Raw genomic sequence first — 23,216 nt, forward strand, 5'->3', positions numbered from 1 at the left:
AGGTGTGGGGAGCGGTGGGGGGGGTGGGGGGGTGGCTTGGTGGTTGTCCCCAACAAGAAGGGTGCCCGGGGGGGGGAGGGGCCCCGCTGGGGGGTTGGGCGGGGCGCCCCTCTCGTGTGCGTATCGCGCGCTACTTGGTCAGGTCCGGCTTCGGGAGCGGGGTCGCCGCGGCCGACTGGGGGGAGGCGGGGGAGGCGAAGGCCGACGGGGCCGACATGGAGGCCGTCGGGTCGGTGGGCGCGGACTCGTCCGACTGCGGCGGGATGCCGCCGACGATGCGGATGCCTGCCTCGTCCAGGGCGCGCTTGATGCGCCAGCGCAGCTCGCGCTCCACGCCCAGCTTCTTGCCCGGCATCGTCTTCGCCGAGACGCGGATCGTCATCGAGTCGAGCAGCACCTCGGTCAGGCCGAGGACCTCGACCGGGCCCCAGAGGCGCTCGTTCCAGGGCTCTTCCTTGGACATCGTCTCGGCCGCCTCGGTGATCACCTCGCGCACCCGGTCCAGGTCCTCCGTCGGGCGGACCGTCACGTCGACCGCCGCCGTCGCCCAGCCCTGGCTGAGGTTGCCGATGCGCTTGATCTCGCCGTTGCGGACGTACCAGATCTCGCCGTCCACGCCGCGCAGCTTCGTCACCCGCAGGCCCACCTCGATGACCTCGCCGGACGCGACGCCCGCGTCGACCGAGTCACCGACGCCGTACTGGTCCTCCAGGATCATGAAGACGCCCGAGAGGAAGTCCGTGACGAGGTTGCGGGCGCCGAAACCGATCGCCACACCGGCCACACCCGCCGAGGCGAGCAGCGGCGCCAGGTCGATCTTGAAGGCGCCCAGGACCATCAGCCCGGCCGTGCCCAGGATGAGGAAGGACGCCACCGAGCGCAGCACCGAGCCGATCGCCTCCGAGCGCTGGCGGCGCCGCTCGGCGTTGACCAGCAGGCCTCCGAGGGCGGTGCCCTCCACCGCCTGCGCCGAGCGGTTCATCCGCTCTATCAGCTTCGTCAGCGCCTTGCGGACCAGCATCCGCAGGGTCAGCGCCACGACCAGGATCAGCAGGATCTTCAGACCGGTGTTCAGCCAGGTGGACCAGTTCTGCTCCACCCAGCCCGCGGCGTTCGTCGCCTTCTCCGCCGCCTCGTCCAGCGTCACCGGGACGCTTCGGGGATCGTCGGTCGGCGGGGCGGACCAGAGCACGGGGGGACCTCCAGGCAGGCGTTCGCAATCCATCCACACTAACGGGGGCCGGGGCGTGCCCCCGCAGTCGTGCGCACACGTGTGCACAGGGAAAGACGGTCCGCGGCCGGGGAAGACTCCCGTACGCCCGCCGATGTGGTCGAGAACACCCCAGGGCCGTTACCTCCATGTGGTGGCGCACCGACCAGGCATGAGGAGAGACTGGTGACAGTTTCGTCCCGGCGCGAGCCACGCGCCGCCGGCGTCATAGGAGGCATCCGTGCCGCACGTCCTGGTCCTCAACGCGTCGTACGAGCCGCTCGGCGTCGTACCGCTCCGCCGCGCGCTCGTCCTCGTCCTCGAGAACAAGGCACTCTGCCTCGAGGAGTCCGGCGCCTTCCTGCACAGCGAGAGCCGTGTCATCGCCGCGCCCAGTGTGGTGCGGCTCAAGCGGTTCGTGCGGGTCCCTTACCGGGGGCCCGTTCCCTTGACCCGTAGAGCCCTCTTCGCCCGCGACGGCGGGCGCTGCGCGTACTGCGGTGGCGTCGCAACCAGCGTCGACCACGTCATTCCGCGCAGTCGCGGGGGGACGCACGCCTGGGAGAACGTCGTGGCGGCCTGCCGCCGCTGCAACCACGTGAAGGCCGACCGGCACCTGCGGGAGCTGGGCTGGCGGCTGCGCCACCAACCCGCTCCGCCGACCGGCCTGGCCTGGCGGATCATCGGCACCGGCCATCGCGACCCACGCTGGCTGCCGTACCTCCAGCCGTACGGCGCGGACGACGTCATGGCCCGGATCGACGCCGTCGGCAGCACCCCTCAGGAGGTGCTGACGACGGGTTGAGCCGGGCCTTTCGCGTACCCGGCCGCGCAGGGCGCCGGACCCGTCCTGCGCCCCGCGCGCCGGCGGGTCCGACGGGGCGGCAAGCGCCGGGCGCCCGGAGCCGCCCCCGCGCGCGGGCGCCGGACGGTCTACGGGGCGCCGGACGGGTCTACGGGGCGCCGGACGGGTCTACGGTGCGCCCGGCGTCGTCCCGCCCGGCGCCGTCCCGCCCGGCTCCCCGGTCGTCTGGTCCCGCGGCGCGTCCTCGGGGCCGGTGTCCGCCGTGCCCGTCGCCGGGTCCCCCGCCGGGGGCGCCACGGCGTACGTCTCCACGGACCACAGCGAGTAGCCGTAGCGCGTGGCCCGCGCGTCGCCCTGCACGCGCAGGAAGCGGGTGTCCGCCGCGTCCATCCGGACCGACTCGCGCCCGCCCCGGCCGTCGCGCACCGTGGCGGCCGTGCGCCAGGTGCGGCCGTCGGCGGAGACCTGGATGCGGTAGCGGGAGGCGTAGGCGTCCTGCCAGTGCAGGACCACCTGCCCTATCCGGGCCGGCTCCGCCAGCTCCAGCTGCCACCAGGCCCCGTCCTCGGCCGGCGAGGACCAGCGGGTGGCCGGGTCGCCGTCCAGCGCGAGCGCGGCGGGGAAGTCGGGCGTCTCGTCGCCCGAGGAGGAGGCCGTGGCCGTACGGGCCAGGTCCGGGCCCGCCGTGCGGGGGAAGGCCCGCACCGTGAGGACCCGCTCCTCGCCCGCGAACGACACCGGCACCGCGTACGAGCCGGCCGGCACGTCCGCCGCCACCGACACCTCCAGCGCCACCGTGGTCCGGGTGCCCCGCGGCACCACGGCCTCCTTCGGCAGCCGCACCGTGATCCCCCGGGGTGCCCGCGCGGCCAGCGCCCCGCGCACCGCGGCCGCCCGCCGCCCCTCCAGGGTGACGTCCACCCGCCGGGCGGGGCCGCCGATCTCGGCGTCGGTCTCGGAGCGGGCCAGTTCGAGCCCGGCGCGCGGCTCGTCGGCGAACCACGGCACCAGGGACCGCACCCGGGGCGGCTCGCCGCCGCCGGTCCACAGGATCCGCAGCGCCTCCGCCCGCAGGCCCTTCACGTCCGCCTGCGTCCAGCCCGAGGCGGCCAGCGGGCCGATCCGCCGCCAGCCCTCGCCCGGCACGTACGCCTCCAGGAAGCCCGTGGGCCCGGCACCGGCGGCGCTCTCGGCGGGCTCGGTCATCACGGTCAGGGTCTCCACCGGCCGCGAGCGGTCGAGCCGGACGGTGTACGCGTTCTCCGACGCGCCCGGCTCCCGCTCCGGCTCCGCCGCTCCGCCCCGGCCGCCCCGCGGCGCCCGGTCGGCGCCCGTCCAGACCGCCGACTCCGACACCGCCCGGGCGAGGAAGCCGTCGAGGACGCCCTTGCCGACCGTCACTCCGCCCGGCCGCAGCTCCGCGCGGCGCCGCTCCAGGTCGAGCTGGGCCCGCCAGGCCGCCGCGCCGTCGCCGCGGGCCTGGGCCAGCAGCATGTCGACGGCCGTCTCGCCCGCCGCGCCGTACCGCGCGAGCCGGTCGAGCCACGGCCCGGCCTCCTCGCCCAGCGTGCCGTCCGCGGTGCCCTTCAGGCGCGCGGGGGCCTCGCGCATCACCGTGAAGGCGGCCCGCAGCTCGTGCGCCGCCTTCTCCCGCGCGACCGGGTCGGCCCTGCCGCGGCTCGCCCAGAAGGCGGCGGCCAGCGGCTTCAGATAGGCGGACTCGCCGTCGGGGTCGAGGATCGACGAGGCGTCGTTCCCGGCGAGCGCCCGCAGCGCCTCGCGCGCGGCCGGGTCGGGGCCCGCGAGCTCGTCGACGGCGGCCCGCCAGGACTCCTGCGGCCGGTATCCCTTCGGGTTCCAGGCGAAGTCGGCCGCGGTGAACAGCGGCACCCGGGAGGCGGCGGCCTGCTCCATCGCGTTGGCCAGGAAGCCGGCGGACCCGGCGGCCACGGCCGGTTCGCGGCCGGTCGACGGGCCGAGGAACAGCCGGTCCTGGGCGTAGTCGTTGACCGGGTAGTTGTCCATGGTGAGCAGCGGGTGCCGCAGCGCGTCGCGGGCACCGGCCAGTTCCCGCCCGGTGATGGTGCGCGGCACCGCCCCGACACCGGTCCAGGCGACCTCCACGCGCGCGTCGAGGGCACCGGCGAGCGCGGTGCGGTAGTCCGTGGCGCCGTCCTGGTAGTACTCGGTCGGCATCAGCGACAGCGGGGCCGCGCCCGGGTACCGCTCCACCAGGTGCGCGGCGACGGCGTTCGCCACGCGCGCGTGGGCGCGGGCGGCGGCCTCGGGACCGCTCCCGAAGGCGTCGCCGTCGTCCGAGCAGTGCCACTCGCTGTAGCTCACGTCCTGGAACTGCAGTTGGAAGGCGCGCACCCCGAGCGCCCACATGGAGTCGATCTTCCTGGTGAGCGCCTTGAGGTCCGCGTCCGACGACAGGCACATCGCCTGGCCGGGTGCCACGGCCCAGGCGAGCGTGACGTGGTTGGCGGCGGCCCGGGTGGCCAGCTCGCGGAACGCGGCCCGCTCGGCGGCCGGGTAGGGCTCGCGCCACAGCGCCCCGCGGTAGGGGTCGTCGCCCGGCGCGTACAGATAGCGGTTCTGCTTGGTGCGGCCCATGAAGTCGATCTGGGCGAGACGCTCGGCGGGCGACCAGGGGCGGCCGTAGAAGCCCTCGGTCAGTCCGCGCACGGCGCCGGCCGGCCAGTCGCGGACGACGACGCCGGGGACCTGCCCGGTGGTGCCCACGAGCTGACGGAGCGTCTGGACGGCGTGGAAGAGGCCGTCGTCGCCCGCGCCGTCGAGGACGACGGTGTCCCGGCCCTGGAGCCGGCCGGTCGCGAGCCGGTAGCCGCCGTCGGGCAGGTCGCCCCGCTCGGGCACCTTCAGGGCGCGCAGTGCCGCCTCGGTCTCCAGGCTGTCGCCGACCCGGAGGACCGGGCCGCGCCCGGGCAGCGCCTCGTGCACGGTGCGCACCCCGGCCGCCTGGAGCAGCGCGCGCAGGGCGGTCACGGCGTACGGGTCGGCCTCGGGCGCGGTGAGCAGGGTCACCTCGGTGCCGAGCGGTACGGCCTCGCCCGCGGCGGTCAGGGACTGGGGGCGCGGCCAGACCGGAGGGACGGCGGCGGGCTGCCGGTCGGGCGTGGCGACGGGGGAGACGGGGGCCGCGTGGGCGACACCGGGCACGGCGCCGCCGAGGAGTCCGCCGATGACGGCCGCGGCCACGGCCGTCGCCGTCCGCTTCCTGCGTCCGACGAGCACGCGGGACTCCTCTCCGCCCTTCGGCCACGGCGACCCGGTGGTCACGACGGCCTGCCGGTCACGACGGTCCGGCGGCCACGAGGACCCGCCGGCCACCGGACCCGTTGGTCACGATTGGATGACGAGCCCACCACCCGGGCCGACGGGGTGTCAATGCGCGTGGTCGAACTGTCTGCTTTGCCCGGTGCTGTTTCGGCGAGGTGGCGCGCTTTCGCCGAATTCCGCCGGTAAAACGGGGATCCGTGGGTAGGGCTCCTCGTGCTGTCCCACCTGTCGAGACGAACCGGGAGACCCCGTGACCGCGACCGACCCCACCTGCAAACGGATACGCATTCCGCGGCAGGGCCCGCCGCTCACGAGCGAGCCGCCCCTCGCCGACACCGCGCCGCTCACCAGCGAACCGCCCCTCATCGAGGCGGCTCCCCTGACCAGTGAACCCACCGCCCGCGCCACCGCGGGCGGTTCGGAGTCCCCCGGAGTGTGACGTGACCCTGGCCCGTCTCGCCGCCCTGCACGGTGTCGCCACCGAGTACGCCCCGTCCGAGGGCGTCACGGTCACCGTGCCCGAGGCCACCGTGGTGGCCGTGCTGCGCGCCCTGGACGTCGACGCGTCCACCCCGGAGGCGCTGGCCGCGGCGCTCGAAGCGGCGGAGTCGGCGGACCGGGAGCGGCTGCTCCCGCCCACGGTGGTGATCTGGCAGGAGCAGGAGCAGGAGCAGGAGCAGGAGCAGGAGCAGGAGCAGGCGCAGACGCAGGCGCAGGCGCCGCAGGAACGGAAGCAGGCGCAGGCGCAGGCGCAGGCCAAGGCGCACGAGCCGAAGCCGGCGGCCACAGGCACGGGGGCCGTGACGCGGCCGCCGCGCGGGCTGCCCGCCGGTACCCGGCTCACGGTCACCACCGAGACCGGAGGGACCGTCACCGGCCCCGACTGGAGCGCTCTGCCGCTCGGCGTGCACCGGCTCGTCGCCCTCGCCCCCGACGGGCGCCGCTCCACCAGCACCCTGATCGTGGCCCCCGCGCGCGTGCCGGGCCCCGACGGGCGGGCCTTCGGCCTGCTCGTCCAGCTCTACTCGCTGCTGTCCGACCGGTCCTGGGGCATGGGCGACCTCGGGGACCTGCGGGACCTCGCCGACTGGGCGGGCCGCACGCACGGCGCGGGCTTCGTGCAGGTGAACCCGCTGCACGCGGCCGTGCCCGGGGCGCCCACCGACCCCTCCCCGTACCGCCCGTCCTCCCGCCGCTTCCCCGACCCGGTGCACCTGCGGATCGAGGACGTGCCGGAGTACGGATACGTCGACCCGGGCCGCCGCGAGGAGCTGGACCTGGCCCTCGCCGACGCCGCCGAGCTGCGCGAACAGGTCCTCGGCAAGGGCGCGCTGATCGACCGGGACGCGGTGTGGGAGGTCAAGCGGCGCGCCCTGGAGCTGGTGCACACCGTGGAGCTCGGGCCGGGCCGCCGGGCCGACTACCGCGACTTCCTGGCCGAGCGGGGCCGGGCCCTGGAGGACCACGCCACCTACCAGGCGCTCGCCGAGCGGCACGGCCACCACTGGCGCCGCTGGCCGGCGGAGCTGCGCGACCCGCGCTCGGCCGCGGCGGCGGTCCGGGCCGACGCCGGGCTCGCCGCCCGGGTCGACTTCCACTGCCGGCTGGCCTGGCTGACGGACCGGCAGCTCGCCGACGCGGCGCTCACCGCCCGCCGGGCCGGCATGGCGGTGGGGATCGTGCACGACCTGGCCGTGGGCGTGCACCCGGACGGCTCCGACGCCTGGGCGCAGCAGCACGTCTTCGCCGCGGGCATGTCGGTGGGGGCGCCGCCCGACGCGTTCAACTCCCGCGGCCAGGACTGGGGCCTGCCGCCCTGGCGCCCCGACGCGCTCGCCGCCGAGGGCTACGCCCCGTACCGCGGTCTGCTGCGCGAACTGCTGCGGCACGCGGGCGCGCTGCGGATCGACCACGTGATGGGCCTGTTCCGGCTGTGGTGGGTGCCCGAGGGCGGCGAGCCGACCGAGGGCACCTACGTCCGCTACGACTCCGAGGCGATGCTCGCCGTGCTCGTCCTGGAGGCCCACCGGGCCGGCGCGGGGGTGGTCGGCGAGGACCTGGGGACCGTCGAGCCGGGCGTCCGGGAGGCGCTGGCCCGGCGCGGGGTGCTCGGCACCTCCGTGCTGTGGTTCGAGCGGGACTGGGCCGGCGGCGGCCGTCCGCTGGCGCCGGAGGAGTGGCGGGCCGACTGCGTGGCCACGGCCACCACCCACGACCTGCCGTCGACCGCCGCCCGGCTGTCCGGCGACCACGTGACGCTGCGCCACCGGCTGGGACTGCTCGCCGGCGACCTGGAGCGGGAGCGGGGCCGGGACGCGGCGGAGACCGCCGAGTGGCTGGGCCTGCTCCAGCGGCTCGGTCTGCTGCCGGAGGGGCCGGGCGACGAGGCGGCCGAGATCCGGGCCTTCCACCGCTTCCTGGCGGCCACGCCGGCCCGGATGGTCGGGGTGTGGCTGCCGGACGCGGTGGGGGACCGCAGACCGCAGAACCTGCCGGGCACCTGGGACCAGTACCCCAACTGGCGGCTGCCGGTGGCGGGCTCCGACGGGCAGCCGGTGTCCCTGGAGCGGCTGGCCGCCTCGCCCCGCGCCCACGATCTGCTGCGGGTGGTCGCGGAGCGGGTGGGCGCCCGTACGGCACCCCCGGGCGCGCGGCCCGTTTAGGCGTTCGCTACTTTTGCACCGTGGACAAGAAGAACGCCCTGCGCGCCGGCGCCGTCGCGGCCGGTACGACGCTGATGATGCTGCTCATGTCGTCCCCCGCGCTCGCGCTGACCCGCGACGACGGTGACGACCCGGCCCCCAAGCTGGAGGTCGTCGAGACCCTCGGTCTGTTCGTGGGTCTCCCGCTGGTGCTGTTCCTGGGCATCGCCGGCCTGGTGATGGTGCTCGACAGGTCCAAGGACCGCGTCAAGAAGGCGTAGGTCTCCTCTCTGCTCTCCCGAGGGCGCCGCGCGGTGTGCAGTCACCGCGCGGCGCCCTCGTGCGTCTCCGGCCGGCCCGGCGTCACGCCGTGGTGGCGAGGAGCTTGCGCAGCAGCCCGGCCAGCTGCTCCGCCTCTTCGTGGGTGAGCCCGGCCTCCAGGGCCGCGCGCTGCTGGGCGAGTCCCGCGCCGACGGCCTGGTCGACGAGCTCCCGGCCCTCGTCGGTGAGGGTGACCCGCAGGCCGCGCCGGTCGTTCGGGTCGGGGCTGCGGGTGAGCAGCCCGGCCCGCTCCAGCTTGTCGAGCCGGCCCGTCATCCCGCCGGTCGTGATCATCAGCGTGGCGGTCAGCTCGCGCGGTGAGAGGGTGTACGGCTCGCCCGAGCGCCGCAGCGTCGCGAGCACGTCGAACTCGCCGAGCGACATCCCTCCGTACGGCGCGTACGCCTTGTCCACCTTGCCGCGCATGGCGGCGGCGAGCCGGTAGATGCGGCCGAACACGACCATCGGCAGGGTGTCCAGGTCGGGCCGGACCCGGGCCCACTGATCAGCGATGGCGTCGACGGCGTCGTGGTTGTCCATGGGCCCAGTTTCCCTCTCCAGTGAGTAACTCGCAAGGAAGCCACTTGCGAATAAGTAGCTTAGTGCTAAGTTAATTACTGCCAAGCCAGTCCGGGTCTCGTGCCCGGTCCGTCCAGCGCAGGGGGAACCGTCATGTCCCGCAAGGCCGCCACCATCGCCCTGACCGCCCTCGCCCCGGTCTCCTGGGGCTCGACCTACTACGTCACCACGGAGTTCCTGCCTCCCGACCGGCCGCTCTTCACCGGCCTGATGCGGGCCCTGCCCGCCGGGCTCCTGCTCCTGGCCCTCACCCGCAAGCTGCCGCAGGGCGCCTGGTGGTGGAAGTCGGCGGTCCTCGGCGGCCTCAACATCGGAGCCTTCTTCCCGCTCCTCTTCCTGGCCGCGTACCGCCTGCCGGGCGGTGTCGCCGCCGTCGTCGCCTCGGTCGGCCCGCTCTTCGTCGTCGGCCTCGCGGCCCTCCTGCTCGGCGACAGGCCCACGGTGAAGTCCCTGCTCACCGCCATCGCCGCCGCCTTCGGCGTCAGCCTCGTCGTCCTCAAGGCGAACGCGGCGCTCGACACCCTCGGTGTGGCCGCCGGGCTGCTCTCCGCCCTGTCGATGTCCGCCGGCACCGTCCTCACCAAGCGCTGGGGCCGCCCCGAGGGCGTCGGTGCCCTCGCGCTCACGGGCTGGCAGCTCACCGCGGGCGGCCTGATCATCCTGCCCGTCGCCCTGCTGCTCGAAGGCGCGCCGCCCGCGCTCACCTCGACCAACCTGGCCGGCTACGCCTACCTCGCCTTCGGCAACACCGCGATCTCGTACTTCCTCTGGTTCCGTGGCATCGAGCGGCTCAGCGCCTCCTCCGTCACCCTGCTCGGTCCGCTCTCGCCCATCACCGCCGCCGTCATCGGCTGGGCCGCGCTCGGCCAGGCGCTCGGCCCCGTCCAGCTCGTCGGCATGGTGGTCGCCTTCGGCGCCACGCTGGTCGGCCAGCTGAACCCCCCGGCGAAGAAGCCGGTCGGCAGCTCGCTCGGATCGTTCAGCACAACTGAAAAGAACGGTCAGGAAGTTTCGATGGACCTGGATGGTTCGGCGGTGCGACGGCAGGCGGCATGAGCCTGATCACCGCCCGTCACCCCACTTCGCACCTCACTCCCGAACCCGTCGCCACCGAGAGGCCGGCGCCCGCGAGGAAGCTCGCGCGAGGCGCCGGCCTCGGCGTGCTGCTCGCGCTGCTCGCCACCGTCGTCTGGTCCGGCAGCTTCGTCGCCACCCGCGACATGGCCGACTCGGTCCCGCCCGTCCAGGCCGTCTTCTGGCGCTGGATCATCGCCCTCGCCGCCGTCGCGCCGTTCGCCGCCCGCCCGTTCTGGCGGCAGCGGAGGCTGATCCGCCGTCACCTCGGTTTCGTCGCCCTCGCCTCGCTGTTCGGCGTCGCCCTCTACAACACCCTGGTCCACCAGGCGGGGCTGACCACCTCCGCGACCAACATGGGCATGATCATGGCGGCCTCCCCGGTGATCATGGCCGGTTACGCCCGCCTCGGCGGCGAACGCCTCGGCGCCCGCCGCGCCCTGGGTCTCGTCGTGGCCGTCACCGGCGTGCTGCTGCTCGTCGGCAGGGGCTCCCTCGCCGTCGACCTCTCGGCCGGCGACCTCTGGATGTTCGCGGCGGCGCTGTCCTTCGCCACGTACAGCGCGATGCTCAGGCGCAAGCCCGCGGAGATCGACGGACTCGCCTTCCTCTTCACCACGTTCGCCCTCGGCGCCCTGATGCTCGCCCCCGCCTACGCCGTCTCCCTCACCGTCCAGGGCGGCTTCCCCGCCACCCCCGGCACCGTCGGCCCGCTCCTCTACGTCGGCGTGATGTCCTCCGCCGTCGCCTTCTTCGCCTGGAACAAGGCCATCACCCTCATCGGCGCGGCCCGGGCCGGCGCCGTCTACTACCTCCAGCCGGTGTGCGTCGCCCTGCTCTCGTACGCCCTGCTCGGCGAGGAGCTCGGTCTCCTCGGCGGGGCCTGCATGGCGCTGATCCTGGGCGGAGTCGCGCTGGCTAGCGCGTCGCGTACCCGCGCATGAGCGGCGCGCGCATCAGCAGCAGGGCGAAGACGAGGTGGGCCAGGACCAGGAAGAGGAGCAGCGAACCCGCGAAGGTGAGGAACAGGAACCACAGCGGCGCCATGAGGAGGCCCGCGAGGCGTCCGCGGAAGGCCAGTCCGGTCCGCTCGCTGAACAAGGCGAAGAGCCAGACGATCAGGAGCGACGGCACCGGGATGATCCACACGAGGTCGACGCCCAGGCGAAGGCTCTCCAGGACCACGTCCGCGCGGGAGGGGAACGCCGAGGGGTCGTGCCAGCTGTCCGTGACCCGCGGTTCGGTCAGGCCGATCGCCAGGAACGCGGCCAGGTAGGTCAGCAGGTAGCGCCCGGCGACGTCGGCCAGGCGCAGGCCGACGGCGCCCAGGCCCCGCCAGGGGCTGTGGGTGGTCATGCGGTCATCCTGACAGAGGCATTGAACGCGTTCAAGAGTATTCTTGAACGCGTTCAGGCGTTTTCCGTCGACGCACCCCGGTAGGTTGCCGCCCATGACCGAGTGGGACATCAGGAAGCTCCAGATCCTCCGCGCCCTGCGGGATCGCGGCACCGTCACCGCGACCGCGGAGGCGCTGCTCATGACCCCCTCGGCCGTCTCGCAACAGCTCACCAACCTCTCCCGGCAGCTCGGCGTGAAGCTCCTGGAGGCGCACGGGCGCCGGGTGCGGCTCACCGACGCCGCCCGCCTCGTGCTGCGGCACGCCGAGGCGGTCTTCGCCCAGCTGGAACAGGCCGAGGCCGAACTCGACGGCTATCTGCGGGGCGAGGCGGGCCGCGTGCGGGTCGCCGCGTTCTCCACCGCCGTGCCCGCGCTCGTCGTCCCCGCCGTACAGGCCCTGCGTCCCGCCCATCCCGGACTCGACGTCCGGATCCGGGAGGCCGAGGCGGCGGAGGCGTACGAACTGCTCACCGCCGGCGAGGTCGACCTGGCGCTCTCGCTCGCCGCCCACGCGCCCCCGGCCCGCGACCCCAGGTTCAGCCGGCTGCCGCTGCTCGCGGACCCGCTGGACGTCGCCCTGCCCACCGGGCATCCGCTGGCCGACGCCGCGGGCCTGCGGCTCGCCGACCTCTCCGCCGAGCCGTGGATCTTCGGCGGCTCCGGGCCCTGGTCGGAGATCACCACCGCTGCCTGCGAGGCCGCCGGGTTCGTGCCCGAACAGGCGCACAGCGCCGCCGGCTGGACCGCGATCCTCGCCATGGTCGAGGCAGGGATGGGCGTCGCCCTGGTGCCCCGGATGGCCGCCGCCGAGCGGCGCACGGGCGCGGGCTCCGGCGTGGTCATGCGGGTGCTCTCCGCCGACCAGCCGCGCCGCCACGTCGTCGCGGCGGTACGGCGCGGGGCGGAGGAGGGTCCGGCCGTGGCGAAGGTGCTGGCCGCGCTGCGGCAGGCCGCCGTACAGCGGGAAACCGTTCAGCACAGCTGAAAAGCATCATCGAAAACATTCGATGGACCTGCGTGGTCGGCTCGCGCCACAGTCGAGGGCATGAGCCTCGACGCGAACGACCCCCGCCCGAACGACCTCCGAGCGAGCGACCTCCGCCCGGACGACGGCGACCCGCACGCCAACGACGCCGCCCCCTACGCCGGAGGCGACCCGTACGCCGACTACCGCGCCGGCGACTTCCCCTTCACCGAGCTCGTCGACCTCGCCGACCGGCGCCTCGGCGCCGGAGTCGTCGCCGCCAACGACGAGTTCTTCGCCGAGCGCGAGAACCTGCTCGTCCGCGAGCGCGCCGTCTTCGACCCCGAGCACTTCGGCCACAAGGGCAAGATCATGGACGGCTGGGAGACCCGGCGCCGCCGCGGCGCCGACGCCGGGCACCCGTTCCCCGCGCCCGAGGACCACGACTGGGCGATCGTCCGCCTCGGCGCCCCCGGCGTCATCCGCGGCATCGTCGTCGACACCGCCCACTTCCGCGGCAACTACCCGCGGCGCGTCAGCATCCAGGCCGCGGCCGTCGAAGGCGCACCGAGCCCCGAGGAGCTCCTCGACGCGAAGTGGGAGGAGCTCGTCCCGCCCACCCCCGTCCGCGGCCACGCCGCCAACGGCTTCACCGTCGACGCCGAGCGCCGCTACACGCACGTACGGCTCTGCCAGCACCCCGACGGCGGCATCGCCCGCCTCCGGGTGCACGGCGAGGTCGTCCCCGACCCCGAGTGGCTGGACGTCCTGGGCACCCTCGACCTGGCAGCCGTGGTCAACGGCGGTGTGTTCGAGGACGCCTCGGACCGCTTCTACTCCTCGCCGACCCAGATCATCCTGCCCGGCACCTCCCGCAAGATGGACGACGGCTGGGAGAACCGCCGCCGCCGGGTCCGCGGCACCAACGACTGGGTGCGCTTCCGGCTCGCCGCGCAGGGCGCCGTCCGCGCGGTCGAGATCGACACCGCCTACCTCAAGGGCAACTCGGCCGGCTGGATCGCGCTCCAGGGCCGCAACGGCGAGGCGGGCGAGTGGTTCGAGATCATCCCGCGCACCCGCCTCCAGCCCGACACCCTCCACCGCTTCACGCTCCCCGCCCACGCCGTCGTCACCCACGTCCGCCTCGACGCCTTCCCCGACGGCGGCATCGCCCGGATGCGGCTGCACGGCAGCCTGACGGAGGACGGCGCGGCCGGACTCCGCGCGCGGTACGCCCGCCTGACCGCGTGACGGAAGACGGGCGTGACGGACCGCGAGCCGCGTGACGGACCACGACCGCATGACGGACGGCGAGCCGCGTGACGCGCCCACGTGACAGACGAAGGGCCCCGGACGGCGAACCGTCCGGGGCCCCTCACCTCACCGCTCTCAGGCGGCGGCCGCGTCCGCCGCCTGGGCCTTCAGGGCGCGCTCGACGCCCGCACGGCACTCCGTCACCAGACGCCGCAGCGCCGGCGCCGGGCCGTTCGCCGTGATCCAGGCGTCCGTGGCGTCCAGGGTCTCCTGCGAGACCTGCAGCGTCGGGTACAGGCCCACCACGATCTGCTGGACGATCTCGTGGCTGCGGGTCTCCGAGATGCCCTTGATCGAGGCGAAGTACTTCTCCGCGTACGGGGCGATCAGCTCACGCTGGTCGGCCTGCACGAAGCCACCGATCACGGCCTCCTGCACCGCGTTCGCCAGCGTGTCGGACTCGACGACCGACGCCCACGCCTCGGCCTTCGCCGCCTCGGTCGGACGGGCCGCACGGGCCGTGGCCGCGTGGCGCTCGCCCGCCGCCGTACGGTCCCGCTCCAGCTCCGCCGCGATCTCCGGCTCGTCGAACCGGCCGGTCGCCGCGAGCCGCTGCACGAACGCCCAGCGCAGCTCGGTGTCGACGGCCAGACCGTCGATGACCTCGCTGCCGTCGAGCAGCGCGGCCAGCAGGTCGAGCTCCGCGTCCTCACGGGCGGTCGCCGCGAAGGCCCGCGCCCACGCCAGCTGGTGGTCGCTGCCCGGAGCCGACGCGCGCAGCTGCTCCTGCGCGGCCGCGCCCCAGCGGGCCAGGCCCTCGGCGCGCCACTCCGGCGCCGCGTACAGGTCGAGGGCCGCCTTGACCTGGCCCTGCAGCGACTGCACCACGCCGATGTCGCTCTCCTTGGTGATGCCCGAGAGCACCAGGTCCAGGTAGGCGCGGGTGGCCAGCTCGCCGTCCCGGGTCATGTCCCAGGCCGAGGCCCAGCACAGCGCCCGCGGCAGCGACTCGGTGAAGTCGCCGAGGTGCGCGGTGACGTTCTTGAGGGACACCTCGTCGAGACGGACCTTCGCGTACGACAGGTCGTCGTCGTTGAGCAGCACCACGGCCGGGCGCTGCTTGCCCGCGAGCTGCGGGACGGCCGTCAGCTCGGCCGCCTCGATGTCCAGCTCCAGACGCTCGGTGCGCACCAGCTTGCCGGCCGCGTCCAGGTCGTAGAAGCCGATCGCGATCCGGTGCGGGCGCAGCACGGCCTCGCCCTTGGCGCCGGCCGGCAGCGCCGGGGCCTCCTGGCGGACGGCGAAGGAGGTGATGGAGCCGTTCTCGTCGGTCTCGATCTCGGGACGCAGGATGTTGATGCCCGCGGTCTCCAGCCACGCCTTCGACCAGGCCTTCAGGTCACGGCCGGAGGTCTCCTCCAGCGCGCCCAGCAGGTCGGTGAGGCGGGTGTTGCCGAAGGCGTGGCGCTTGAAGTACGCCTGCACGCCCTGGAAGAACTCGTCCTGGCCGACGTACGCCACCAGCTGCTTCAGGACGGAGGCGCCCTTGGCGTAGGTGATGCCGTCGAAGTTGACGAGCACGTCCTCCAGGTCGTTGATCTCCGCCATGATCGGGTGCGTCGACGGCAGCTGGTCCTGGCGGTAGGCCCAGGTCTTCTCCGCGTTGGCGAAGGTGGTCCAGGCGTTCGGCCAGCGGGTGCCCTTGACGGCGGCCTGGCAGGCGACCGAGGTGTAGGTGGCGAACGACTCGTTCAGCCACAGGTCGTTCCACCACTCCATGGTGACGAGGTCGCCGAACCACATGTGGGCGAGCTCGTGCAGGATGGTCTCGGCACGGCGCTCGTACGCCGCGTCCGTCACCTTCGAGCGGAACACGTACTGGTCGCGGATGGTGACCGCGCCCGCGTTCTCCATCGCGCCCGCGTTGAACTCCGGCACGAACAGCTGGTCGTACTTGGCGAACGGGTAGGCGTAGTCGAACTTCTCCTGGAACCAGCCGAAGCCCTGGCGGGTGACGTCGAAGATGTGCTCCGCGTCCAGGAACTCGGCCAGCGACGGACGGCAGTAGATGCCGAGCGGCACGACCTGGCCGCCGGGGCCCTCGTACGTGGAGTGCACCGAGTGGTACGGGCCGACGATCAGCGCCGTGATGTACGTGGAGATGCGCGGCGTCGGCTCGAAGGCCCACACGCCGTCCTTCGGCTCCGGCGTGGGGGAGTTGGAGATGACGCTCCAGCCCTCCGGCGCCTTCACGGTGAACTGGAAGGTCGCCTTCAGGTCGGGCTGCTCGAAGGAGGCGAACACCCGGCGGGCGTCCGGCACCTCGAACTGCGTGTACAGGTAGGCCTGTCCGTCGACGGGGTCGACGAAGCGGTGCAGGCCCTCACCGGTGTTGGTGTACGCGCAGTCGGCGACGACCTTGAGCTCGTTGCGGCCCTGCTGGAGGTGCGGCAGCGCGATCCGGGAGTCCCGGAAGACGGCGGCGACGTCCAGGGCGTGCCCGTTGAGCACGACCTCGTGGACGGCCGGGGCGACGAGATCGATGAAGGTCTCGGCACCGGCCTCGGCGGAATCGAAGCGGACGGTGGTGACGGACCGGTAGGTGCCGCCCTCCTGCGCACCGGTGAGGTCGAGGTCGACCTCGTACGCGTCCACGGACAGCAGCTTCGCCCGCTGCTGCGCCTCTTCACGGGTCAGGTTTGTGCCAGGCACCCGGTCAACTCCTCGGTTTCGTGACGTTTGGCCCATCCTTCCACGGGGCGTGCGGACGGCGCACGGTTCATTTCCCAGGGCGAACAAGCGGAGGGCGGCCACCCGTGGGGGTGGCCGCCCTCGATGCGTACGTCCGGGTGTCAGCCCTTCAGCTCAGCGGCGACGAGCTCGGCGATCTGCACGGCGTTCAGCGCGGCGCCCTTGCGCAGGTTGTCGTTGGACAGGAAGAGCGCGAGGCCGTTCTCGACGGTCTCGTCGACACGGATGCGGCCCACGTAGGAGGCGTCCTTGCCGGCGGCCTGGAGCGGGGTCGGGATCTCGGAGAGCTCGACGCCCTCGGCGTCCCTGAGGAGCTCGTAGGCGCGCTCGACGCTGATCGGACGCGCGAAGCGGGCGTTGACCTGGAGCGAGTGGCCGGAGAAGACCGGGACGCGCACGCAGGTGCCGGAGACCTTGAGGTCCGGGATCTCCAGGATCTTGCGGGACTCGTTGCGGAGCTTCTGCTCCTCGTCGGTCTCGAAGGAGCCGTCGTCGACGATCGAGCCGGCCAGCGGCAGCACGTTGAAGGCGATCGGGCGCTTGTAGACGCCGGGCTCGGGGAAGTCGACGGCCTCGCCGTCGTGGGTGAGCGCGCTGGCGCCCTCGGCGACGGCCTTGACCTGGCCGTCCAGCTCGGCGACACCGGCCAGGCCGGAGCCGGACACGGCCTGGTAGGTGGTGGCGACCAGGGCGGTCAGGCCGGCCTCCTGGTGGAGCGGCTTGAGCACCGGCATGGCGGCCATGGTGGTGCAGTTCGGGTTGGCGATGATCCCCTTGGGGCGGTCCTTGACCGCGTGCGGGTTGACCTCGGACACCACCAGCGGGACGTCGGGGTCGCGGCGCCAGGCGGAGGAGTTGTCGATCACCACGGCGCCCTGCGAGGCGACCTTCTCGGCGAGGGCCTTGGAGGTGGTGCCGCCGGCCGAGAAGAGGACGATGTCGAGGCCGGTGTAGTCGGCGGTGGAGGCGTCCTCGACGGTGACGCCGTCCAGGACCGTGCCGGCGGAGCGGGACGAGGCGAACAGGCGCAGCTCGTCCACCGGGAAGTTCCGCTCGGCCAGAATCTTGCGCATGACTGTGCCGACCTGACCGGTGGCTCCGACGATTCCGACCTTCACGGGGATCCTCCGAAAGTGTGTGCAGGGTGGTGCCGCACCCATCATGCGTGTGGCCCGGGGCGCCTTGTCCAATCGATTGTCCAAGGGACGGGACGGCCCCGCGAGACGCCGGGACGCCAAAAGGGCGGGCACCGGTTCCGGTGCCCGCCCCCGTGGTGTCCCATGCCGGGATGTGATCCGCGTTACGGCGTCGGGATGACGGCCCGCGGGTCACGGCATGCGCGCTACGGCGTGACGTTGCCGATCAGGACGCTGCCGGAGCCCGCGACGGTGCCGCGCGCGTTCAGCAGCTGCACCTCGCCGAAGAACTGGCGTCCCTCGGGCGCGGCGGCGTTGACCAGGACCTGGGCCGCGACCTTGGTGCTCGCACCGTTGGCCAGCGGGTAGGTCTTGGCGGAGTCGACCTGGACGCTGCCGAGCGAGGCGGAGTAGTACACGTCCTTGTAGTCGAAGGTCGTGCCGCCCTCGGCGTGGACCGCGTAGCCGTCGACGACGACGGTGTACGTGCCCGGCGCCGGCTTCACCAGGGAGACGCTCTCCTCGGAGTCGCCGTCGGCGGACTGGCCGACCTGCTTGCCGTTCAGCAGGACGGTCAGGTCGAGGTCGGCGGCCTTGTCGGAGGTGTTGCCGATCGCGATGTCGAGCCGCTCGACGCCCTCACCGATGGTGACGGTCCTCGTCTGCTGCTCGTGGTGCTTGATGGTCGGCGTCTCGACCTTGGCCGAGCCCAGCGAGCCGCCCTTCAGCTTGCCGTCGAGGGCGGCGAACTTGTTGGTGACGGTCCACTCGACGGCGGCCGGGGTGCCGGCCTTCACCTCGGCGACGGTCTGGACCGCCGGGTCGAAGGAGGTGCCGAGCACCGACACGTCCAGCTTGTACGGGTTGTCCAGGTCGGGCGAGGTGCGGCGCGCCTCGACCTCGATCTCCCAGACGCCCGGCGTCGGGTTGGCGTACGAGCGCAGGTCCGGACGGCAGGTGTTGGCCGGGTTGTAGTGCGGGTAGCACACGTTGGACGCGGTGGACTCGATGGCCACGCCGTACGGGTGGATCGCGATGAACCGGGTCTGGCTCTTCTCCTTCAGGCCGCCGAGGGCGACCTCCAGGGACTTGGCGCCGGCCGGCACGTTCACGAAGTACGACTTGTGGCTGTTGCGCTGGACCGAGCCCGCGGCGGAGAAGCCGTAGCCGGGAGCGGCCAGGTCGCTTGCGACGACCGAGGTGGCGAGGATCTGCTTGTCGACGCCCTCGGTGCGCTCGTCGTCGGCCTCCAGGATCACGCTGTGCACGCCGGCGGTCTTCGCCTGGGCCTGCAGCCTGACGGTGACCGGCTTGTTCAGCGGCAGGTCGATCTCGTCGTCGCCGAGGATGCGGAAGGTGCCGTCGTTGTACTTCAGCTCCAGCTCGTGCTCGATCGTCCGGGCCGGGCCGCTCGTGCGCGTGATGGTGACGTCGTAGACCTTCTTCTGGCCGACCTTCAGGCCGCCCTCACGGTCGTACACGCCGGTGCCGGTGTGCGGGGCCGCAAAGATCGCGGTGTCGACCGGGGCCTCGACCTTGTAGTCGTGGGCGGTGGCGCCGTCCTCGATCGACTCCCAGGCCTCGTTGATGTCGATGAGACCCGAGCCCTGCTCGTGCGCGGCGACACCGGAGATCCGCTTGGCGGTCGAGGTGAGCGCGGTGCGCAGGGTGAGCGGGGAGAGCTCGATGCCCTCCCGCTTGGCGGCCGAGAGCAGCAGCGCGCTGGCGCCGGCGACCTGCGGGGAGGACATGGAGGTGCCGTTGAGCATCCCGTAGCCGGCGGGCAGCGCGTAGCCGGCCTCGGCCACGCCCGAGCCGGCCTGCCAGGTCGGGATGGTGTTCACGGCCGAGCCCGGACCGGTGATGGTCGGGGTGAAGCCGCCGTCCTCGCGCGGGCCGCGCGAGGAGAAGGGGAACATGGCGTACTTCTTCTCGACGGCCGAGCCGTAGTTGGCGGCCCAGGTCGCCTGGGAGATCGCCGCACCGACCGAGACGACCTTGTCGGCCAGGCCGGGGTCGCCGATCGTGTTGATGCCGGGGCCCGAGTTGCCGGCCGAGATGACCAGCTGGACGCCGTACTCGTCGATGAGACGGGTGTAGAGCCGGGCGCGGACGTTGTCGCCGTCGTTCTGCGCGGGCAGGCCGCCGATGGACATGTTGACGATGTCGACGCCACGGTTGGCGACGAGGTCGATCATGCCCTCGGTGAGCGCGGTGTTGGTGCAGCCGCCGGTCCAGGTGCAGGCACGGGAGGAGACGATCTTCGCGCCGGGCGCGGCGCCGTTCATCTTCCCGCCGAACAGGCCGTTGGCGGCGGTGATGCCGGCGACGTGCGTGCCGTGCGAGGACTCGACGAGGCCGACGTTCACGAAGTCGGCCTTCTTGCCGACCCAGGTGCCGCCCAGCGGGTCCATCGGCACGTCCTTGCGGATCTGCACGACGAACGGGGTCTTCTCGACGACCTCGGTGGCCGGGTTGTCGGTGCCGAAGTAGCCGACCTGGTTGCCGTCCTTGAACGGCTTCATCGGAGCGTTGTCCGTGAAGTCGCCGTTCTGGTCGGAGTCCACCCGGACGGTGCCGGCGGCGGCGTCGTAGAGCAGGCCGAAGACGTCGGTGGTGTCGCCGTCCCGGTTGATGTCGCCCTTCGGGTCGCCGCCCGCGGTGACCGACTCGCGGAAGACGCTGAAGCTGTAGTTGCCCTCGGGGGACTTCCAGCTCTGGCTGCCGGCGGTGAAGACGGGGCCCGCGACCGGGGTGATCTGGGCGCGCCAGGTGCCGTCGCCCTCGGTGAGCGGGTCGGTGGCGGTGACCCAGTCGACGATCTTGCGCTCGCCGGTGGTGGTCTTCTGCAGGGCCGGGTGGCCGAGGTCGACACCGGAGTCGAGGACGCCGATGGTCACACCACGGCCGTCGGCCTTCGGGTGCTCCTCGACGAACTCGACCGCACCCGTCTCGTGGGACGGGTTGTACGGGTTCTTCGCCGGGGTGTTCTTGCCCGGCGCCGGGTACGTCTGCGTGACGGTGGTGCCCTCGACGGCGCCCGTGGTGCCCGCGTCCGGGGTCGGGTCGTCGAGCTGGATCTCCGCCTGGAGGTCGATCGACTGGACCGAGGAGAGCTTGGTGGCGGCCTTGATGGCGGCCTCGGCCTTGCCGGTCGGGAGGGTGGCGCGGACGTAGCCGAGCTTGTCGTCCCGCTTGCCGACGGAGGCGCCGGGCACGGCGTCGAGCTGGCCCGCGACCTGCTCGGTGGCGCCGGGCGCGGTGGCGACCAGGACCGTGACGTTCGGCTTGTTCGCGGCCTCGGCCTCGGAGAGGCGCTGGGCGTCGGTGGCGCCGAGCTTGTCGCTCGCGTCGCCGGCCTTGGCGGAGTTCGCCGGGGTGGGAGCGGCCGCCGGGTCGTCGACGGCCAGGACCGGGGCGGCACCGGCCGCGACCAGCGCGGTCACGAGTCCGGCGGCGGCGGCGATGCGGGCCGCGCGTCTGGTCCCGGTGGTCGAGCGCCCGGGTATGGAGCTCTGGGTTTCGGGGGTGGTCATTTACATCCCTGTTGTGAAAGAAGAGGGTCCGGATTTCGGTACCGGATGACCGCTCAGCCTTTCGCAAGAGGGCGGGTTTTGGGGAGAGTTATCGGGCGGCGGAATGCGCGCATGGCGCACATCCGCCACTGCGGACCGTGCGCCATGAGGGACGAAACGCCCCTAACAGGGGCGTTGTGATGGAGGGTTCAGCCCCAATCCCTTGGGGGACTAGTTGTCTTTTGTACGGGCATAGTGGCGCGAGGCCTTGGCCCGGTTACCGCACAGGGCCATCGAGCACCAGCGGCGGGTGCCGTTCCGCGAGGTGTCGAAGAAGTGCAGGATGCACGCCTCGTGGGCACACGCGCGGATGCGCTCCGGGTTCGCCCGGAGCAGGTCCAGGTAGTCGCGCGCGGCGATCCAGCCGGGCCCGTGCGCGGGATCGGCGAACTCCGCCTCCTCGCCCGGGCCCTCCGTGGTGAGCGTGGCCCGGATGCGGCCGTGCCCGAGCACCGCGTCCACCGCGGCGGTCGCCCCGGCGTCGCCGGGCCGGTCGACGAGCGCGGCGAGCGCGTCGCGGGCGGCGAGGGTGTGGCGCAGGGTGGCCGCGTCGGCGGTGAAGCGCCCTTCGAGCCCGTTGGCGGCGAGCCAGACGGCGAGTCCGTCGGTGTCGGTGAGCAGGTCCTGGCGCACGCCGTCCGCCATCCACCGGGTGTTGAGCAGGTCGAGCGAGACGGGCTCGCCGGTGAGCGGCCGCGGATCGGTGACGGTCATGGCGGGCGCCTTCCTCGGCGGACGGATTCCGGACTAACCCTTCAAGGGTACGTGACCGGTTGCGCGCGACTGCGACTAACCCCTAAAGTCGCGATGAGGGGTTAGTGCTCCAGCGTGCCCGCGAGGGCTGCTGCCCGAGCCGGGCGCGAAGGCGAACACGACTGCGCATCCGCCCCTTCCGCTCGCCGGCACCTCCCTCCGACGCGAAGGACCACTCATGACGACCGCCCCGCCCGACCCGACGGCCGCGTCCGGCCTGGCCGCCGCGGGCCACCCGACGGCCGCGGCCGAACCGAAGGCCGCGGCCTCCCCGGCCGCCGCAGCGGACCCGAGGGGCGCGGCCGCCCCGGCCGGCCTGGGGGTCGCGGCCGCCCCCGTCGCCGCAGGCGTCCCCTCAGCCCCTGTCGCCCCGACAGCCCCCGCCGGTCCCGCCGCTCCCTCCGTGCCCCGGCCGGTCTCGCCGCCCCCGCGGCCTCGTCCCCGTGTCCTGCTCGGGTCCACTGCGGTGAGCGTCACCGCCCTGCTCCTGCTCGTCGTGGTCGGCGCCGCGCTCCGTCAGCCGCTGCTCATCCCGCCGCTCGCCGCGAGCATGGCACTGGTGGCGGGCGCGCCCGACCTGCCGCTGGCCCAGCCGCGCTCCGTCGTCGGCGGCCAACTCCTCTCCGCGCTCACCGGCTTCGCCGTCCTCGCGCTCACCGGCCCCGGCCCGTGGGGCGCCGCGCTCGCCGGCGGCCTCGCACTCGGCGTGATGGCGGCCGCCCGTACCCCGCACTCGCCCGCCGCGGCCACCGCCGTGATCGTGACCCTCCAGAACCCGCCGTTCCGGACCTTCCTCGGCCTCCTCGTCCTCGCCTCCCTCCTCCTCGTCGCCACCGGCCTCGCCGGTGCCCGTCTGACGGGCCGCCGTTACCCGGCGTACTGGCTCTAACCTCGGCGTATGAAGACGGAGTTGAGGGTGGCGGCCTACGCCGTGTGCGTGCGGGACGGGCAGATACTCCTGGCCCGCTGGGTGGACAAGGCCGGGGTCGGGCGGTGGACGCTGCCCGGCGGCGGGATGGACCACGGCGAGCTGCCGGTCGAGACCGTCGTGCGGGAGGTCGAGGAGGAGACGGGGTACGAGGCCGAGGTCGTCGCCCTGCTCGGGATCGACTCCATCCGCCGCGGCTGGCTGCGCCGGCTCGGCGGGCCCGGCGACTGGCAGGGCCTCAGGATCATCTACGAGGCCCGGATCACCGGCGGTGCCCTGCGCAACGAGCAGGGCGGCTCCACCGACCTCGCCGCCTGGCACCCGCTCGACTCCGTGCCCTCGCTCACCCGCGTCGAACTCGTCGACATCGGCCTCCAGCTCTGGCGCGACCGGCCCCCGTCGGGCCACTCCCACCTCACCGATCCGGCGAACGGCTGAAAACGGCTCAACCGTCACGACCCGCCTCAACCCGCCGCCCACCTCCCGCGGTCCCCTCCCGTGACCACAGCCCAACGATCACGGG

18 protein-coding genes are annotated in these 23,216 nt (G+C 73.4%); 10 read left to right on the forward strand and 8 right to left on the reverse strand.

The genetic code is table 11. The features are described 5' to 3' along the window. Positions 1-130: 130 nt before the first annotated feature. On the reverse strand, positions 131-1,225 hold the full coding sequence (locus ACFWJO_RS03490) for a mechanosensitive ion channel family protein (protein ID WP_386863174.1): 1,095 nt from the start codon (positions 1,223-1,225) through the stop codon (positions 131-133). 226 nt (positions 1,226-1,451) lie between these two features. Here ACFWJO_RS03490 and ACFWJO_RS03495 point away from each other — a divergent pair, with 226 nt between their 5' ends. Next, positions 1,452-2,015, forward strand: a complete 564-nt coding sequence (locus ACFWJO_RS03495) for an HNH endonuclease (RefSeq protein WP_384421454.1) — start codon at positions 1,452-1,454, stop codon at positions 2,013-2,015. 168 nt (positions 2,016-2,183) lie between these two features. On the opposite strand, the gene ACFWJO_RS03500 is transcribed toward ACFWJO_RS03495, so the two are convergent. Beyond that, on the reverse strand, positions 2,184-5,273 hold the full coding sequence (locus tag ACFWJO_RS03500) for a beta-N-acetylglucosaminidase domain-containing protein (protein ID WP_386863175.1): 3,090 nt from the start codon (positions 5,271-5,273) through the stop codon (positions 2,184-2,186). Positions 5,274-5,568: 295 nt separating this feature from the next. Between ACFWJO_RS03500 and ACFWJO_RS03505 the strand changes: the two genes are divergently transcribed. Genes ACFWJO_RS03505 through ACFWJO_RS03515 form a run of 3 tightly spaced genes read left to right on the forward strand, consistent with a single transcriptional unit; the run spans position 5,569 to position 8,241 of the window. Next, on the forward strand, positions 5,569-5,757 hold the full coding sequence (locus ACFWJO_RS03505) for a hypothetical protein (protein WP_386863326.1): 189 nt from the start codon (positions 5,569-5,571) through the stop codon (positions 5,755-5,757). A 1-nt stretch (position 5,758) separates the two neighbouring features. Further along, positions 5,759-7,981 carry a 4-alpha-glucanotransferase gene (gene malQ / locus ACFWJO_RS03510; RefSeq protein ID WP_386863176.1) on the forward strand — a complete coding sequence of 741 codons (2,223 nt, stop codon included), beginning with the start codon at positions 5,759-5,761 and terminating at the stop codon, positions 7,979-7,981. Between the two features lie 20 nt (positions 7,982-8,001). Further along, positions 8,002-8,241, forward strand: coding sequence for a hypothetical protein (locus tag ACFWJO_RS03515; RefSeq protein ID WP_384421460.1), 240 nt, complete (start codon positions 8,002-8,004; stop codon positions 8,239-8,241). Between the two features lie 82 nt (positions 8,242-8,323). On the opposite strand, the gene ACFWJO_RS03520 is transcribed toward ACFWJO_RS03515, so the two are convergent. Further along, on the reverse strand, positions 8,324-8,821 hold the full coding sequence (locus tag ACFWJO_RS03520; protein ID WP_386863177.1) for a MarR family winged helix-turn-helix transcriptional regulator: 498 nt from the start codon (positions 8,819-8,821) through the stop codon (positions 8,324-8,326). Between the two features lie 132 nt (positions 8,822-8,953). Here ACFWJO_RS03520 and ACFWJO_RS03525 point away from each other — a divergent pair, with 132 nt between their 5' ends. Next, on the forward strand, positions 8,954-9,916 hold the full coding sequence (locus tag ACFWJO_RS03525; RefSeq protein ID WP_386863178.1) for an EamA family transporter: 963 nt from the start codon (positions 8,954-8,956) through the stop codon (positions 9,914-9,916). Next, positions 9,913-10,878 (forward strand): DMT family transporter, encoded by a 966-nt coding sequence (locus ACFWJO_RS03530; protein ID WP_386863179.1) that lies wholly within the window; start codon positions 9,913-9,915, stop codon positions 10,876-10,878. The genes ACFWJO_RS03525 and ACFWJO_RS03530 overlap by 4 nt, the downstream gene beginning before the upstream one ends. Here the strand turns inward: ACFWJO_RS03530 and ACFWJO_RS03535 are convergent. After that, positions 10,853-11,290: a hypothetical protein gene (locus ACFWJO_RS03535; RefSeq protein WP_386863180.1), complete on the reverse strand. Its 438-nt coding sequence runs from the start codon at positions 11,288-11,290 to the stop codon at positions 10,853-10,855. The genes ACFWJO_RS03530 and ACFWJO_RS03535 overlap by 26 nt on opposite strands. Positions 11,291-11,384: 94 nt before the next feature. On the opposite strand from ACFWJO_RS03535, the gene ACFWJO_RS03540 reads away from it, so the two are divergent. Next, complete coding sequence (locus tag ACFWJO_RS03540; protein ID WP_386863181.1) at positions 11,385-12,317, forward strand: LysR family transcriptional regulator; 933 nt, start codon at positions 11,385-11,387, stop codon at positions 12,315-12,317. Between the two features lie 60 nt (positions 12,318-12,377). Further along, complete coding sequence (gene alc, locus ACFWJO_RS03545) at positions 12,378-13,547, forward strand: allantoicase (protein WP_386863182.1); 1,170 nt, start codon at positions 12,378-12,380, stop codon at positions 13,545-13,547. Positions 13,548-13,685: 138 nt separating this feature from the next. Here alc and pepN read toward each other — a convergent pair whose 3' ends face one another. The 4 genes from pepN to ACFWJO_RS03565 all read right to left on the reverse strand — a co-directional run bounded on the left by pepN (position 13,686) and on the right by ACFWJO_RS03565 (position 21,726). After that, complete coding sequence (pepN, locus tag ACFWJO_RS03550) at positions 13,686-16,262, reverse strand: aminopeptidase N (protein ID WP_386863183.1); 2,577 nt, start codon at positions 16,260-16,262, stop codon at positions 13,686-13,688. A 140-nt stretch (positions 16,263-16,402) separates the two neighbouring features. Next, positions 16,403-17,419: an aspartate-semialdehyde dehydrogenase gene (locus tag ACFWJO_RS03555; protein WP_386863184.1), complete on the reverse strand. Its 1,017-nt coding sequence runs from the start codon at positions 17,417-17,419 to the stop codon at positions 16,403-16,405. A gap of 224 nt (positions 17,420-17,643) precedes the next feature. Then, positions 17,644-20,973, reverse strand: coding sequence for a S8 family serine peptidase (locus ACFWJO_RS03560; protein ID WP_386863185.1), 3,330 nt, complete (start codon positions 20,971-20,973; stop codon positions 17,644-17,646). 210 nt (positions 20,974-21,183) lie between these two features. Then, entirely contained in the window at positions 21,184-21,726 is a 543-nt protein-coding gene (locus tag ACFWJO_RS03565; RefSeq protein WP_386863186.1) for a CGNR zinc finger domain-containing protein, read from the reverse strand. Between the two features lie 217 nt (positions 21,727-21,943). On the opposite strand from ACFWJO_RS03565, the gene ACFWJO_RS03570 reads away from it, so the two are divergent. Both ACFWJO_RS03570 and ACFWJO_RS03575 read left to right on the forward strand, forming a co-directional pair. After that, positions 21,944-22,654 carry an HPP family protein gene (locus ACFWJO_RS03570; protein WP_386863187.1) on the forward strand — a complete coding sequence of 237 codons (711 nt, stop codon included), beginning with the start codon at positions 21,944-21,946 and terminating at the stop codon, positions 22,652-22,654. Positions 22,655-22,663: 9 nt separating this feature from the next. Further along, complete coding sequence (locus tag ACFWJO_RS03575) at positions 22,664-23,131, forward strand: NUDIX hydrolase (RefSeq protein ID WP_386863188.1); 468 nt, start codon at positions 22,664-22,666, stop codon at positions 23,129-23,131. Positions 23,132-23,216: the final 85 nt, after the last annotated feature.

Origin of the sequence: Streptomyces sp. NPDC127092, from assembly GCF_042722475.1 — a bacterium.
GTDB lineage: Bacteria > Actinomycetota > Actinomycetes > Streptomycetales > Streptomycetaceae > Streptomyces.